We start from the raw sequence: 16,038 nt of genomic DNA on the forward strand, positions 1-16,038 counted from the left end.
GGTGACAACAGTGGCCCAGATTGGTCAAATTCTAGTAGACGTACCGACGATGCAAACCAATGATCCCTATTCCTATGCCATTCCAGCGGAGTGGGAACATCAACTCCAGGCGGGGATGCGGGTCATTGTGCCGTTTGGGCGGGGTCACCGGATGGTTGATGGGGTCGTCGTTGGGGTATCCGACGTGACCAGCTTCGATGGGACACTTAAGCCCATTGAGGCGGTACTCGATCTCTCGCCAGTCCTTAATGAGGAATTACAACGACTGGCCGACTGGTTGGCCGACGAAACGTTTGCCTTCCGCATTACCTGTATTCAAACGATGTTACCCAATTTATTAAAAACCAAGACCGAACGGGAGATTGCGCCGTTGGCCGCCATTACGCCGGCCGAAAAGGCCCAGTATTTTCCAGACGGGGAACCACGGCCCTTTGATCCGGACAAACTGGACGATGGCACGGTGGCTAACCTATTGAAGCTGCAACGCGCGGGCAAGGTGACGGTCCTGTATCACGTGAAGAACCAGGCCGCAGCGAAGACCACGGTTGGTGTGGCGCCGCTGTTGCCACCCGCTAAGTTGGCAGAGATTCAAGCGACCGTTGCTAAGCGGGCCCCAAAGCAGGCCGATCTCCTGGCCTACCTGCAACAAATGGTGCCCAAACAACCACAGCCGCAGGCGAAGGTTGTGAAGGCGGCCGGCATTTCTAGTGCCGTGATTAACACCGGGGCCGAGAAGGGCTGGCTGGAGAAGTCAACGCTGGAGGTCTATCGCGATCCGTTCCATCAGCCGGTCAAGCCAACGCAGCCGTTAACGTTAAATCCCGACCAGGCTAAGGCCGTTACGGCCATTACCGCCGCGATTGATGGCGATGAAACGCAGAACTTTCTGGTTGAAGGGGTGACTGGCAGCGGGAAGACGGAAGTCTATCTGCAAAGTATTGCCGTGGCCTTACGACAAAAACGGACGGCATTAATGCTGGTGCCAGAGATTGCCTTGACGCCACAGATGGTCAATCGGGTGAAGGCCCGGTTCGGCGAACAGGTGGCCGTTTTGCATAGTGGTCTATCGAAGGGTGAACAATACGACGAGTGGCGGCGCATCGATAGTGGTGCAGCCACGGTGGTGGTCGGCGCTCGTTCGGCGGTCTTTGCCCCCGTTAAGAATGTTGGCCTAATCATTATGGATGAGGAACATGAGAGTAGCTACAAGCAAGACGAGACGCCGCGGTACCATGCACGTGACGTGGCCCTCTGGCGGGGGAAATATAATCACTGCCCCGTGGTCCTAGGGAGTGCCACACCGTCCCTAGAAAGTCGGGCGCGCGCCGCCAAGGGCCTATATACCCGCCTGGTGTTACCCAAGCGGGTCAACGACCGGCCGTTACCCACGGTTCACATCGTGGACATGCGGGAAGAGATGAAGAGTATTGGCGACAGTGACTTCTCCACGCCTTTGGTATCGGCGATTCAAGAGCGACTGGATCGCCACGAACAGGTCGTGCTGATGCTGAACCGACGTGGCTACTCCTCCTTCGTGATGTGTCGCGACTGTGGTTTTGTCTTGAAATGTCCGAATTGCGATATTTCATTGACGCTGCATATGGATAGCCATTCCATGAAATGCCATTATTGCGGGCATGAGGAGGCCATTCCCAAGATCTGCCCCAATTGTCATAGCCATAAGATTCGGTACTATGGCACCGGGACGCAGAAGGTTGAAACGGCCCTGCAAGCGCAATTTCCAACGGCGCGGATTCTCCGAATGGATGTCGATTCTACCCGGCGGAAGGGGTCCCATGAGCGGATTTTAAAACAGTTCGGGAATCATGAGGCCGATATTCTATTGGGGACCCAAATGATTGCCAAGGGCCTCGATTATCCTAATGTAACGTTGGTTGGGGTGTTGAATGCCGACACGGCCCTAGGCTTGCCGGATTTCCGGGCGAGTGAACGGACCTTCCAACTGTTGACGCAAGTGAGTGGTCGGGCCGGTCGATCGACCAAGCCTGGTGAGGTCTTCATCCAGACTTTTAATCCCGATCACTACGCGATTCAGTTGGCTCAGAGCCAAGACTACGAGCGATTCTTCGTGACGGAAATGGCGATGCGGCATCAGGGAAGTTATCCACCGTATTACTTTGCCGTTCAGGTGACGGCCAGCCACGAGGATGAGGCGGTTGCCGCCAAGGCGATGTATCAGATAGTCGATGCCTTGAAGCTGGACCTGAGTGACCAAGCCATTGTGCTGGGTCCCACGCCAAAGGCAATTGCACGGGTTAAGCGGAAGTATTATTATCAAGTTGTGATTAAATATAAGAATGAACCAGATCTAAAGGCTGGCCTGGAGCAAATTCGGCAGGCAGCCCAGATCCCGGCCCGTCACGGCTTGGCTGTGACGATCGATCCGGAACCCATGAACTTTATGTAGATAAAAAAAGAAAGTATGGTGTGACATGACATCTGTTATTTTTATGGGAACGCCCAAGTTTTCGGCGCCCATTCTAACGAGTTTGATTGAGCATGGCTACGATGTTTTAGCCGTCGTAACCCAACCGGACCGTCGCGTCGGACGGAAACACATTCTGACGCCATCGCCCGTGAAGCAAGTCGCTGTCGAACATGACATCGAGGTGCTTCAGCCAGAGAAGATTTCCGGCAGCCCCGAGATGGCCCGGGCCATCGAATTAGCTCCAGACCTGATCGTGACCGCAGCCTTCGGGCAATTCTTACCAACTAAGCTGCTCAATGCGGCCAAGGTTGCGGCGGTTAACGTTCACGCCTCACTTCTACCTAAGTATCGGGGTGGCGCGCCCGTTCACTATGCCATCATGAACGGGGATGCTGAAACCGGCGTTTCAATTATGTTCATGGAAAAGAAAATGGATGCGGGGGCCGTCTTGGCCCAAGAAGCCATTCCCATTACCGATCAGGATGACGTGGGTAGCATGTTCGACAAGCTTAGCGACCTCGGCCGTGAGTTACTGTTGGCCACCTTGCCTAAATTGTTGGCCGGCTCGATCACGCCAATTCCACAGGATGAGGACCAGGTGACCTTTGCACCAACGATCAAACCAGATGAAGAACGGGTCGACATCAATTTGAGTGCCCGGCTCTTCGACTGCAAGGTTCGTGCGTTACGGCCATTACCTGCCGCACATATCTACTTGAATGGGGTCCGGACCAAGTTGTGGCACGTGACGGTCATGCCCGAACAGACGGATCTCAAGCCGGGACAAGTGGTCAGTCGGGACAAGCATCACTTGGCGATTGCGACCGGGGAAAACGGTGTGATCGGCCTGGATGAATTACAACCGGCTGGTAAGCCCAAGCTCAGCATCACAGACTTTCTAAATGGAACCACGGACGAATTGGCCGTGGGCGAACAGGTGGCAGAATAAATGACAAAGAATAATACACCACGGGCACTGGCCGTCGAAGCACTGACGCGCGTTGCTAACGGGGCATACTCAAACTTACAACTGGAACAAACGCTGGAAAAGAACGCCCTCAGTGACGTTGACCGGCGGTTTGTGACGAACCTGGTTTACGGGACGATCCAACATCGATTGACCTTGGAATACTATTTGGAAGGGTTTATCAAACCTAACCAGAAGGTCTTACCTTGGGTAAAGATGACGCTGTTGGTTGCCCTGTACCAAGAGATCTACCTGGATCGGGTGCCTAAGCGGGCCATCTTCAATGAGGCCATTCAATTGGCCAAGGATCGGGGCCACGAAGGCATTCGGCGCTTCGTCACCGGGGTCTTACACGCTATCGATCGGCAAGGCTTACCGGATATTGCGGCTATTAAAGATCCAACGAAACGATTAAGCCTCGAATACTCTGTTCCTGAATGGCTGATTACGGCCCTGCAGGAGCAGGTTGGTGAAGACAAGACCGTGAAGATCTTGGAAACGATCAACCAACCGGCCGCCCAATCCGTTCGGGTCAACGTGGCGGTTACCACTGTGGAAGCCGTTCAACAAGCCTTGACGGCCGAAGGCTATGGCGTGACGCCAAGTGAAGTGGCTGGCGAAGCCTTCCGTTTGGACGATGCCGCAGCCAACCAAAGCAAAGCCTTTGCGGATGGTCGACTGACCATTCAAGATGAGAGTGCGATGCTTCCAGTTGAAGCCTTACAGATTCGACCTGGCGACCAGGTCCTTGACGCCTGTGCGGCGCCTGGTGGGAAGACGACGCAAATTGCCGCCCACCTTGATGCGCACTCTGGTGGGAAGGTTACCGCGCTTGATTTGCATCCCAAAAAAGTTGCTTTGATCGAAACGAATGCCGAACGGCTTCATGTGGCAGACCGCGTGGATGCGGTGGCCCTGGATGCGCGTGACATTAATGACGCGTACCCAAAGAAGATGTTCGACCGGATCTTGGTCGATGCCCCTTGTTCCGGACTGGGCCTGATCCGGCGGAAGCCAGAGATTCGTTACGAAAAGACACCAGCAGATATTCAACAACTTCAGAAGGTGCAACTCGGTATCTTGGATGCCGTCAGTGCCAAGTTGAAGCCAGCTGGGATCATGGTTTATAGTACGTGTACCATTTTAGATACTGAAAATAATGACGTTGTGAAGCAGTTCTTGGCCGGTCATCCCGACTTCGAGAGTGTGCGGGTCGCAACGACTAAAGCTATCAAGGAAGACCGCACCACGGATACCCTGAGCCTGTATCCCGATGATTTTGATTCGGATGGGTTCTTTGTCAGTGCGTTCCGTCGTAAAAAGTAGGAGTGAGTGACCATGGAAGTGGCATACCAAACGTCGATTGGCAAGCAACGCGAAGATAATGAAGATTATGTAGACGTCTTTACCAACCAGGCGGGCCAACATTTAGCCATCATTGCGGATGGCATTGGGGGTCACCAGGGTGGTGACGTCGCCAGTGCGATGGCCGTGTCACATCTAGGCCATGAGTTTGAACAGACTGAGATTACCTCACCGGAGACAGCCGGGCAGTGGATTACCACGCAGATCACGGCAGAGAATCAGTCGATTATCGATAAGTCTAACCAGTTTGCCGACCTGAATGGCATGGGCACCACCTTGGTGGCCGCCGTGTATTTCACGGATGAAGTGGTCATTGCTAACATTGGGGACTCACGGGCCTACCTGTTACGCGACGAACAGCTTCGGCAGTTGACCGAGGACCATTCCTTAGTGAATGAACTGGTCAAACGGGGCGAGATTAGTCGGCAGGCGGCACGGCATCATCCCCAAAAGAACGTGATTATTCGTTCCCTGGGAATTTCCAACGATGCCAAGTTTGATTTGAATACCTATCCCTTGATACCCGGCGACCAATTATTGCTGTGTACCGATGGGTTAACCAATATGGTGGACGATGATCAGATTCAGTCGGTCTTGCTCAGTGATCAACGGGCCGAGGATAAATGCAAACAGCTCATTGACTTGGCCAATGCCGCTGGTGGACTGGACAATATTACCGTTCTTCTGATCACGAATCCTCCTCGGGAGGTGATGGGACAATGAAAGCGGGTTATACACTGAACGGGCGCTACCGAATCGTTCGGGCGCTTGGTGAAGGTGGCATGGCCAACGTGTACTTGGCCCATGATCTCATTCTCGACCGGGATGTCTCGGTCAAGCTGTTACGGCTGGACTTACGAGACGATCCGAATACAATTCGCCGGTTCCAGCGAGAAGCATTAGCTGCCACGGAATTGGTTCACGATAACATTGTTCAAGTTTATGATGTTGGTGAGGAAAACGGGATGCAGTACCTGGTGATGGAATACGTCGAAGGGACCGACCTGAAGGCCTATATCAAGCATCACTTTCCCATTCCTTATCAAGAAGTCATCAAGATTATGGAACAGATTCTCAGCGCCGTTTCGATGGCGCACAAGCACAACATTATTCACCGGGATTTGAAGCCGCAAAATATCTTGATCGACGAGCATCAGGTCGCCAAGATTACCGACTTCGGGATTGCCGTTGCCCTGTCGGAACACAGTCTAACGCAGACCAACACGGTGTTGGGCTCCGTGCATTATCTGTCGCCCGAACAGGCACGTGGTGGCATGGCCACCAAGCAGTCCGACATTTATTCGTTAGGGATTATCCTCTACGAGATGTTGACGGGCACGGTGCCATTCCAGGGCGAAACGGCGGTTTCCATTGCCCTGAAGCACTTCCAGTCGGAGATTCCATCCGTTAGAGACATCGACCCACGGATTCCCCAGGCCTTGGAAAATGTTGTCCTAAGGGCGACTTCCAAGCAACCACGGGACCGTTATGCGGATGTTGCTAGCATGGCCGAGGACCTGAAAACCTCACTGTCACCAACCCGGGCGGGTGAAGTACGCTTCACGCCTAGCGAGGATGACAACGGTGAGACTAAGGTCTTGCCGGCCAGTGCGATCGCGGCAATTTCTGAAATCGACCATCCGGAGGAAACGGCGCAGGCCGATGTTAAGTCGGCGGCCAAGCCCGAGAAGGACAAGAAGAAGGGGCGCAAGTTCCATCGACACCCCCGTCGGCGGAAGTTCATCATTGCCGGTTCGGTGATTCTCTTGGTCCTCTTAGGAATTCTGCTCGGCGTGGGCCTCTTTCAACCACGCATGACCACCGTTCCCAAGGTCACCGGGAGGACGGAAACGGCCGCCCGTAGCGAATTGGTTGCGGCCAACTTGAAGGTTGGTGAGATTCATAAGGTCTCCAGTAGCACGGTCAAGGTTCATCGGGTGGTTCGCACGGAACCGCGTTCAGGAACGCAATTACGGCGGAAGAGCATGGTCGATCTGTGGATTAGCACGGGGCCTAAGCGGTTCCGAATGGCCGATTATCAGGGTGAATCCTATGCCAGTACTGCGGCTAAATTAGAGGCGTTGGGCTTCACGGTTCACCGGGAGTCGGTTCATTCGACGAGTGTGCCGGCGGGCAAAATTATTCAGCAGAGTGTTACCGCGGGCAAGAACGTTGTGCCGGCGAATACCGAGGTGACCTTTACGGTCTCAACGGGATCAAAGACGGTGACGTTGGCGGATTTGACCGACAAGACCAAAGCCCAGGCCCAAAGTTATGCCACCGACCATAACCTGAACCTAGCGTTCAAGTACGCTTACTCCTCGGACGTGGCGAAGGGCCATGTCATTCGGCAGTCACCGGGTGAGGGGGCCGTTGTGCATGAAGGGGACAATGTGACCTTGACGCTGTCTCGCGGCCCTGAGAGCGATAGTAGCTCCTCGGTTGATGAGTTTAGCGTTGACGTTAAGATTCCTTACGATAGCGGTTCAACGGACGATGATGATAGTAGTAATAATGGGTCCAGCGAGAATCTTATTCAGATTTATCTTCGGGACCAGGACCACTCATTAAGTTCGGTTTATAAACAGATGACCATTACCGACGATACCCAAGTGACGCTGCCGTTTACGGTGGCAAGTGGGAAGGATGGGGCTTACAAGGTCGTTCGCGACGGCCATGTAATTGCCTCTGACAACCACGTCACGAAAAATTAGGGAAAAGGCCTGCAATTGGTGCTCAGTTCTTTTATAATATAAGAGAACTGAGTTTTTTTATTCAAACTATTAGGAGGTGCGTTATGGCTGAAGGACAGATTCGCCAATCATTGAGTGGCTTTTACGATGTCTTTAGCGCGGGCAAAATGTATCGAACGCGGGCTCGCGGTAACTTTCGTAAGCGCCGAATTACGCCGTTGGTTGGTGACCGGGTGGTCTTTGAAAGTTCTTCGCCCAAAGAAGGCTATGTCTTAGAGATTTTGCCGCGAACCAACTCTTTGCGACGGCCACCGGTGTCCAACATTGACCAAGGTGTGGTGGTCACGGCAGTTGCTGAACCAGAGTTTTCCACCAACCTGCTGGATCGGCAGTTGATTGCCTTAGAGGTCAGTGACATTACCCCGGTGATCTACTTCACCAAAACCGATCTGATTGACGATGCCCGCTACCAGGAATTTGAAACGCTGGCCGAAGGTTATCGAAACATTGGGTATGCGGTCTGCTTGACGCGGGAACCCTTTGCCGAGGAGGGCCTGAACCAGTTGAAGACCACCTTAGCGGATAAGGAAACGGTAATCATGGGGCAAACCGGGGCGGGTAAATCGACGCTACTGAACCACATCTCGCCCGATTTAACCTTGGCAACCGGTGAAATATCGAAGGCCTTGAATCGTGGGCGGCATACCACGCGGAAGGTCAGCCTGATGCCAATTGCCGGGGGCCTCGTTGCCGATACGCCAGGTTTTTCATCCTATGATACGCTGACGATCGATTATCGTGATCTGTGTCACTTCTTTCCAGAATTCGTGGCCCTGGCCGATGACTGTCGGTTCCGGGGATGCGTTCACATCAACGAACCCGGTTGTGCGGTGAAGGAAAGCTTGGCGGACGGCAAGCTTCTGCAGAGTCGTTATGACAACTACGTCCAACTCCTAACGCTGTTAAAAAATCAAAAACCAGTCTATAACAAGAAGAAATGAGGAAGAGAATTTATGATTAAAGTAGCGCCTTCAATTTTAAGTGCTGATTACGTCAATTTACAAAAGGATATCGAAATGGTCGACCAGGCCGGTGCCGAAGTCTTGCACATCGACGTCATGGATGGGGCTTTCGTGCCCGCTATCTCATATGGTCCCGGTTGGGTTAAAGCGATTCGGCCAATCACCAAGATGGTCTTAGACGTTCACATGATGGTCCAAAACCCTGAACGGTACGTGGAAGACTTTGCCAAGGCCGGTGCCGATATCATTGGTGTCCATGTCGAAGCAACACCCCATATTCACCGGGCCTTACAAATGATCAAAAACGCCGGTGCTACCCCAGAAGTTGTCATCAACCCGGGGACACCGGTTGCCATGATCGAACCCGTCTTAGACATGGTTGGTCAAGTGCTGATCATGACGGTTAACCCCGGTTTTGGTGGACAAAAGTTCTTGCCAAGTTCCGTGGACAAGATTGCCGAATTGAATGCCATCAAGGAAAAGAAGGGCTACGACTTCGACATCGAAATTGATGGTGGGGTTAATAATGAAACGGTCGTTGACTGTGCCAAGGCCGGCGCAACGGTTGCTGTTGCCGGGTCATACGTCTTCAACGCTGACGACCCAGCTGCTAAAGTTCAAGCCTTAAAGGATGCGACAAAATAATGCTACGTGGGGGAACGTTTAATCTGTTAGTTGGTGGGCCGAAGGCTAATTGGCCGAGTGATTTAGCTGCTAAAGCAATTGACGGTCCCTGGATTGGGGTTGACCGGGGAACGTTGCGGCTGATCGATTTGGGGTTTCAACCAGTTGCCGCTATCGGCGACTTTGATTCGTTGCAACCTGGTGAGCTCCAACGCGTCCGGCGGAACGTGAAAGACATCCGCCAATCACAACCGGAAAAGGACTTCACGGACACCCAGTCCGCGGTTTCCGTGGCTTTTGGTGACTATGGTGCCGATAAGCTCGATATTTACGGCGCCACCGGTGGCCGGATGGACCATTTTCTGGCCAATCTGTTTCTGGTGTTAGAACCTCAGTACAAGCGCTATGCGAGTCAGATTCGATTGATCGACCGGCAGAATACGATCCAGTTTTTTGCCCCGGGGACCTACACGATTGATAAGGAGTCAGATAAGAAGTACCTGGCTTTCATTCCGTTAACCCCAATCGATCATTTGAGCTTGATTGATGAGAAGTATCAGCTGCATAACGAGCCGATCCCATATCCCATTTCATTCGCCAGTAATGAGTTCGTTGGCGACCAGGGGTCCTTTCAGTTCGACACAGGGCTACTCTGTGTGATTCAGAGTTGTGATACCTATGAAGCGCGTCATGAATAGTCATTAACTAAAGAAGGCCTCCTCACGGACACTGAACAGCGTCTTGAGGGGGCCTTTTAAAATTTGCGTGCAACAAAAAAAGGCCCAAACCAGTTTCCTGGTTTGAGCTTTCCTTTTATAACCGTGGCTATTACTAGACGCGGGTTACTTTACCTGATTTCAAAGTCCGAGCAGAAATCCAGACTTTTTTTGGCTTACCGTCCACTAAGATGCGAACTTTTTGTAAGTTCGGCTTCCAAGCGCGACGACTTGAATTCAAAGCATGAGAACGCTTGTTACCGAAGCGCGTCCGCTTACCGTTGATAAAATCCTTTGCCATGGCGTAAACCCTCCTTTGTGGATTCATTACTTTTTAAAAAAAGCAGTGCTTTTTACTCACCTGAATAATTTACCATACAATTTCTGTGAAATCAATGTTTTCTTTCAAGGAAATTTACTTGACACTTGTTTACCGTCAAGACGTGGTTTTCAGTCATCCTATTTCTATTTTTGGTCGGGTTGTGGTAAGATTAATCTCTGTTAAGATTCTAAATCAGACAAGGAGGCTATTTCCATGGCCGTAAAGATTAAGACTCAGTACGGAACAATTGATATTACCAATGAAGTGATTGCGACCGTAGTTGGGGGTGCCGCGACTGATAATTATGGTGTCGTGGGCATGGCAAGTAAAAATCAAATTCGTGACAACGTCAACGATATTTTACGCCGGGAGAACTATGCCCGTGGGGTCGTTGTTCGCCAGGAAGAAAACGGCGTTGCAATCGACGTCTACGTGATTGCTAGCTACGGAACCAAGATTTCCGAAGTCTCACGTAGTGTTCAATCTAAAGTTAAATACAACCTAGAAACAATGCTGGGGGTTACCGCAAACTCAGTCAATGTCATTGTGCAAGGGGTGCGGGTGTTGGCTGACTAGCCAGACGTACTGAAATCAAGGAGGATACTTAGTTGAAAGTAACAGAAATTACTAATCTTGAGTTTGGTAAGATGGTCCAGGCAGCCTCGCAAAAGCTAAACCAGAACGCAGATTTTATTAACTCATTAAATGTTTTCCCTGTGCCCGATGGGGATACCGGGACCAACATGAGTCTCTCACTGCAAAGTGGGGCCAAGTACGAACGTGATGCTGATACGGAGGCCGTTGGTGCCTTAGCCGAAGCCTTGGCTAAGGGCCTGTTGATGGGCGCCCGTGGGAACTCTGGGGTTATCTTATCTCAGATCTTCCGGGGCTTTTCTCGTAAGTTGGCCGATTTGAACACGCTGAGTGCTCAAGATTTGGCCGATGGCTTCGCTGCTGGTGCTGAGACGGCCTACAAGGCCGTTATGAAGCCCACCGAGGGAACTATTCTTACGGTTGTCCGTGAGGGTGCTCAGGCCGGTTTAAACGCTGCTAAGAAGTCCGATGATGTTTTGGTCGTTATGGACGCCGTATACGAGGCCGCTAAGCAGGCCCTGGCAACGACACCAGACCTACTGCCTGTTTTGAAGCAGGTTGGCGTCGTGGACTCCGGTGGTCAAGGGTTGACCTTCGTGCTGGAAGCCTTCAACGACTCATTAAACGGTCGGGTTTCCGAAAACGAAGAATACAAGCCCGACGATGCTGAAATGAACGAAATGATTGATGCTGCGCATCATCAGAGTGTTCAAGGCAAGTTGGACCCTAACAGCATTAAGTTTGGTTACTGTACCGAAATCATGGTTCGTTTGGGCCGTGGTAAGCAGGTTGACCATGACTTTGACTACGATACCTTCTATAACTACCTCGCCGACCTTGGGGATTCCCTGTTGGTTGTGAACGATGATGAAATCGTTAAGGTTCACGTCCACACGGAACATCCCGGGAAGGTGATTGCTTGGGGCCAAGAATTTGGTGACCTGGCCAAGGTAAAGGTTGATAACATGCGGATGCAACAGGAGACCATCATGGAAAAGGATGATCAAACGCCTGCTGCTACGCCAGAACCCGAAGAAGAGATTTCAGATACCGCTATTATTTCGATTGCAGCCGGTGACGGTCTTGCAACGCTCTTCAAGAGCCTCGGTGTGACGCACGTGGTCAACGGTGGTCAAACGATGAACCCAAGTACGCAAGATATTGTCGATGCCATCAACAATAGCAAGGCGAAACGGGCCATTGTTTTACCTAACAACAAGAATATCTTCTTAGCTGCTGAACAGGCGGCACAGGTTGCGGATATCCCAACGGTCATCGTCCACTCTAAGACGGTTTCCCAAGGAATGACGGCAATGCTGGGCTACAACCCTGATTCAGAGCTTGATGAAAACCAGTCCGCTATGGAAGACAACCTGACGGCCGTTAAGAGTGGTCAAGTGACACATGCCATTCGTAACACCCAGTTGGATGGCTTCGATATCAAAGAAGGCAACTACATGGGAATCGTTGACGGCACCCTTAAGGTGACGGAAGCCGATCTCTTGCAGACGGCTGTTGAAATGGTTAAGGCCATGCTGGATGATGAGAGTGAAATTGTGACGATCATCTACGGCACGGACACCACAGCCGAAGTTGCTGAGCAGTTACAAGCAGCCGTTGCCGACTTGGATGACGACTTAGAAACGGAAATTCATGAGGGTGACCAACCAGTTTACCCATTCTTGATTTCGGTTGAATAACGCGTAAAAGCGAAAAAGATTGGGCGATTGAGTCCAGTCTTTTTTTCGCATTAATGAAGAAGGGAGTGAAGGTGGATGCCAAGTTTAAGCGATAGTGTCAGCGTCTTGGCCGGTGTCGGTCCTAAACGAGTCGCAGCGCTTAAGGAATTAGATATCAACAATATTAATGATCTGTTGACCTATTTTCCGTTTCGCTATGAAGACCTTCAGGCTAAAGATCCCAGTGAGTTAACGGATCAGGCCAAAGTAACCTTAAAGGGAACGGTAGCGGTTGTGCCGGTGCTGACCCGTTTTGGCCGCAAGAAGAATCGACTGAACTTTCGGCTACTCATTGATGAGCACACCATCATTCCCGTGACGTTCTTTAACCAGCCATGGTTGAAGGATCAACTTGAGGTTGGGTCGGAAGTCGTTGTCTACGGTCGGTTTGATGCCAAACGGCAGAGCCTGTCCGGGATGAAGATTCTGGCCAGTGCGGCTAATGCCATGGGATCGATTTATCCCGCTAATAAATCGATTCGGCAGGGAACCATTAAGCAACTGGTTGAGGCGGCCTATGATCAGTATTCGGAAAAGATTGTTGACCTGGTGCCGGAGCCGTTGCGTGACCAGTATCACTTGCTACACCGCCGGGAAATGATTCATGATATGCATTTTCCTGCGGACGATGCAGCCGCTCAGGCGGCACGCCGAACGGCAAAATTTGAGGAATTCTATTTGTTTGAAATCCGACTACAGATTGTTCGGCAACAGGACCATACGCTGCATGGCCAAACGCTGGCCTACGACTTAAAGGCGCTGAAGGCCTTTATCGATTCATTGCCATACGAGTTAACCGCCGCGCAGAAGCGGGTCGTGAACGAAATTTGTTTCGATCTCAAGCGGCCCATCCACATGAATCGCCTTTTGCAGGGGGATGTTGGTAGTGGCAAGACGGTCGTGGCGGCGATTGCCATGTATGCCGCCATTACCGCCGGAACTCAGGCGGTGTTGATGGCCCCAACCGAAATTTTAGCGGAACAACACGCCGATAACTTGGCGAAGCTGTTCGCCGATTTTCCCGTCAACGTGGCGCTGCTAACCGGGGCGACGAAACCGGCCGCCAGGAAGACCCTGCTCCCGCAGATTGCCAATGGGACGGTCAACCTGATTATTGGCACCCACGCCTTGATTCAACCGGAGGTCACGTACCATCACTTGGGACTGGCGGTGATTGACGAGCAACATCGTTTTGGGGTCAATCAACGGCGAGCGCTCAGAGAAAAGGGGCAACAGCCTGACGTCTTGGCTATGACGGCCACCCCAATTCCTCGGACGTTAGCAATTACCGCTTATGGTGAGATGGATGTTTCGGTGATTAATGAGTTGCCGGCTGGGCGTCAACCAATCAAGACGACCTGGATTAGAAGTAATCAGGTCGATTCGGTTCTTCGTGAGGTCAAGGCCGAGCTGAGTACCGGCTCGCAGGCCTACGTGGTCACGCCGTTGATTGAGGAATCGGAGGCGGTCGACATGAAGAATGCCGAGGCCATTTATGACCGATTCAAGGAAGAGTATGAACCGACCTATCAGGTGGGACTCCTGCATGGGCGGATGAAAAATGACGAGAAGAATAGCATCATGGCGGACTTCAAGGCCAATAAATTCCAGGTGTTAGTCGCAACTACCGTGATCGAGGTGGGGGTCGACGTGCCCAATGCAACCCTGATGCTGATCTACGACGCTGACCACTTTGGCCTGGCTCAGCTGCACCAATTACGCGGCCGAGTTGGTCGGGGACAGAAAGCCTCGGCATGTATCCTAATCGCCGATCCGAAGAACCAGGTCGCGATTGAACGGATGACGACCATGACGAATTCCAATGATGGGTTTGTCCTCGCGCAAAAGGATTTGGAATTACGTGGCGCAGGTGATATTCTTGGAAGAAAGCAATCCGGTGTTCCCGACTTTAAAGTTGGTGATCCGGTGGCCGATCTGAATATTTTAAGTGTGGCCCAGCAGGCTGCGAAGGAAACGGTGGCCGCTCCCAATTGGGATGACAAGGACGCTAACCTGGCGTTGGCCGCATTCTTAAGTACAACCGCCCATCAGAACACCACGATGGATTAGGTTGATGATAAAGGAGAGTTAACATGAAAATTGCCGTTGATGCCATGGGCGGGGACTACGCACCCGCCGAAATTGTAAAGGGGATTGAATTAGCCCGGGATGCCTATGCCGACGTTGAGTTCCTCTTATTCGGCCAGGAAGAGGCTGTGAAGCCCCTGATTAAAAACTCGGACCGCATTGAATTTGTTCCCGCCACGGAAGTCATTACGATGGAGGACGAACCCGTTCGGGCCGTTCGCCGTAAGAAACAGTCAAGTATTGTTTTGGCCGCCACGGCGGTTAAAGAGGGCCAAGCGGATGCTTTCTTCTCTGCTGGGAACTCCGGGGCCGTCTTGACTGCTGGCCTGCTAATCGTGGGTCGGATCAAGGGAATTGACCGCCCAGGGTTGACCACGACCTTACCCGTTCTGCAAAAGCCTGATCAGAGTAGCTTTGTGATGCTGGATGTCGGGGCCAATGCCGACACCAAGGCCTTTAACGTGATTCAGTATGCCATTATGGGCCAATACTACGCTCAGTCAGTGATGCACGTTAAGCAGCCACGAGTGGGACTCCTGAATAACGGGACCGAGGCCGACAAGGGTGATAAGAATCACCGGGCAATTCATGATGCCTTGGCACAGATGAGTGAAATTAACTTCATTGGAAACGTGGAATCACGGGAGTTGCTGAACGGTGCGGCCGACGTGGTGGTTACCGATGGATTTACCGGGAATGCGACCTTGAAGGCCATTGAAGGAACCGCACTGTCCATGCTAAAGCTTATCAAGGGTGAAATCATGGGCGGCGGCCTGGGTGGCAAGATTGGTGCCAGCATGTTGAAGCCCGTCTTCGGCAAGGTTCGCTCGGCCATGGATTACTCCCAATATGGTGGGGCCGTTCTGCTGGGCTTGAAGGCGCCAGTGGTCAAGACTCATGGTTCCTCCAAGGCACCGACCGTTAAGAACACGATCGGCCAGATTCGGGAATTGGTTGCGAGTCACAGTGCCGACCAGTTAGTTAGCTATTTTGACCAACACACCGACGAGATGGCTGAGTTGAAAGAATCCCTGAAATAACGGGGCTGAATTGGCTAGACAAGGCTGGTTAAAACGGTTAGACTACTAATGAATACAACGAATGAGGGATTGCAAATGACTAGAACAGAAATTTTTGACAAGATCGCTGACATCATCGCCGACCGGTTTGAAACCGATCGGGAAGGTATTAACGAACAATTAAACTTCAAACAGGATTTGGATGCTGATTCCATTGACTTTGTTGAGTTTGTCCTTGAATTAGAAGATACCTTTGGTGCCGAAATTTCAGACGAAGATGCTGAGAATTTAAACACCATCGGTGAAGTGGTTGACTACATCGTTGCCCACCAGAGTCAACAAAAATAAGTTTTGAGCGAGTCCGGGCCGCACCTTTTCGTCCCGGGCTTTTTCAATCTTTTTAGGGTGATCGTGTCCGCCTTACCGGTTGGCCCGGTGGG

Annotated in this window: 14 protein-coding genes; 13 read left to right on the forward strand and 1 reads right to left on the reverse strand. The window is 51.8% G+C overall.

The features are described from left to right. Positions 1-10 precede the first annotated feature (10 nt). From priA to EKM96_RS05365, 8 genes are all read left to right on the forward strand, one after another. Positions 11-2,428: a primosomal protein N' gene (gene priA, locus EKM96_RS05330; RefSeq protein ID WP_125640823.1), complete on the forward strand. Its 2,418-nt coding sequence runs from the start codon at positions 11-13 to the stop codon at positions 2,426-2,428. A gap of 25 nt (positions 2,429-2,453) precedes the next feature. Further along, entirely contained in the window at positions 2,454-3,398 is a 945-nt protein-coding gene (fmt, locus tag EKM96_RS05335) for a methionyl-tRNA formyltransferase (protein WP_125640826.1), read from the forward strand. Then, positions 3,399-4,742: a 16S rRNA (cytosine(967)-C(5))-methyltransferase RsmB gene (gene rsmB, locus EKM96_RS05340; RefSeq protein ID WP_125640829.1), complete on the forward strand. Its 1,344-nt coding sequence runs from the start codon at positions 3,399-3,401 to the stop codon at positions 4,740-4,742. A 12-nt stretch (positions 4,743-4,754) separates the two neighbouring features. Continuing rightward, positions 4,755-5,504 carry a Stp1/IreP family PP2C-type Ser/Thr phosphatase gene (locus tag EKM96_RS05345; protein ID WP_125640832.1) on the forward strand — a complete coding sequence of 250 codons (750 nt, stop codon included), beginning with the start codon at positions 4,755-4,757 and terminating at the stop codon, positions 5,502-5,504. Then, positions 5,501-7,495: a Stk1 family PASTA domain-containing Ser/Thr kinase gene (gene pknB, locus EKM96_RS05350; RefSeq protein WP_125640835.1), complete on the forward strand. Its 1,995-nt coding sequence runs from the start codon at positions 5,501-5,503 to the stop codon at positions 7,493-7,495. The genes EKM96_RS05345 and pknB overlap by 4 nt, the downstream gene beginning before the upstream one ends. Positions 7,496-7,578: 83 nt before the next feature. Next, entirely contained in the window at positions 7,579-8,475 is an 897-nt protein-coding gene (gene rsgA / locus EKM96_RS05355; RefSeq protein WP_125640837.1) for a ribosome small subunit-dependent GTPase A, read from the forward strand. 12 nt (positions 8,476-8,487) lie between these two features. Beyond that, positions 8,488-9,141, forward strand: a complete 654-nt coding sequence (gene rpe, locus EKM96_RS05360; protein ID WP_125640840.1) for a ribulose-phosphate 3-epimerase — start codon at positions 8,488-8,490, stop codon at positions 9,139-9,141. Further along, positions 9,141-9,818, forward strand: a complete 678-nt coding sequence (locus EKM96_RS05365; protein ID WP_125640843.1) for a thiamine diphosphokinase — start codon at positions 9,141-9,143, stop codon at positions 9,816-9,818. Before rpe ends, EKM96_RS05365 begins: the two co-directional genes overlap by 1 nt. A 133-nt stretch (positions 9,819-9,951) precedes the next feature. On the opposite strand, the gene rpmB is transcribed toward EKM96_RS05365, so the two are convergent. After that, positions 9,952-10,137: a 50S ribosomal protein L28 gene (gene rpmB / locus EKM96_RS05370; RefSeq protein ID WP_020088997.1), complete on the reverse strand. Its 186-nt coding sequence runs from the start codon at positions 10,135-10,137 to the stop codon at positions 9,952-9,954. A gap of 234 nt (positions 10,138-10,371) precedes the next feature. On the opposite strand from rpmB, the gene EKM96_RS05375 reads away from it, so the two are divergent. From EKM96_RS05375 to acpP, 5 genes are all read left to right on the forward strand, one after another. Continuing rightward, a complete protein-coding gene (locus tag EKM96_RS05375) occupies positions 10,372-10,734 on the forward strand; it encodes an Asp23/Gls24 family envelope stress response protein (RefSeq protein ID WP_061776403.1) in 363 nt (120 codons plus the stop codon). Between the two features lie 32 nt (positions 10,735-10,766). Then, positions 10,767-12,452 carry a DAK2 domain-containing protein gene (locus EKM96_RS05380; protein ID WP_125640846.1) on the forward strand — a complete coding sequence of 562 codons (1,686 nt, stop codon included), beginning with the start codon at positions 10,767-10,769 and terminating at the stop codon, positions 12,450-12,452. A gap of 75 nt (positions 12,453-12,527) precedes the next feature. Further along, the gene (gene recG / locus EKM96_RS05385) at positions 12,528-14,561 is read left to right on the forward strand and encodes an ATP-dependent DNA helicase RecG (RefSeq protein ID WP_125640849.1); all 2,034 of its coding nucleotides are present in this window, start codon (positions 12,528-12,530) and stop codon (positions 14,559-14,561) included. Positions 14,562-14,584: 23 nt separating this feature from the next. Next, positions 14,585-15,619, forward strand: a complete 1,035-nt coding sequence (plsX, locus tag EKM96_RS05390) for a phosphate acyltransferase PlsX (protein WP_125640852.1) — start codon at positions 14,585-14,587, stop codon at positions 15,617-15,619. Positions 15,620-15,694: 75 nt separating this feature from the next. Next, entirely contained in the window at positions 15,695-15,946 is a 252-nt protein-coding gene (acpP, locus tag EKM96_RS05395) for an acyl carrier protein (RefSeq protein WP_125640855.1), read from the forward strand. Positions 15,947-16,038: the final 92 nt, after the last annotated feature.

The sequence above is a fragment of the Levilactobacillus tangyuanensis genome, from assembly GCF_003946545.1.
Lineage (GTDB): Bacteria > Bacillota > Bacilli > Lactobacillales > Lactobacillaceae > Levilactobacillus > Levilactobacillus tangyuanensis.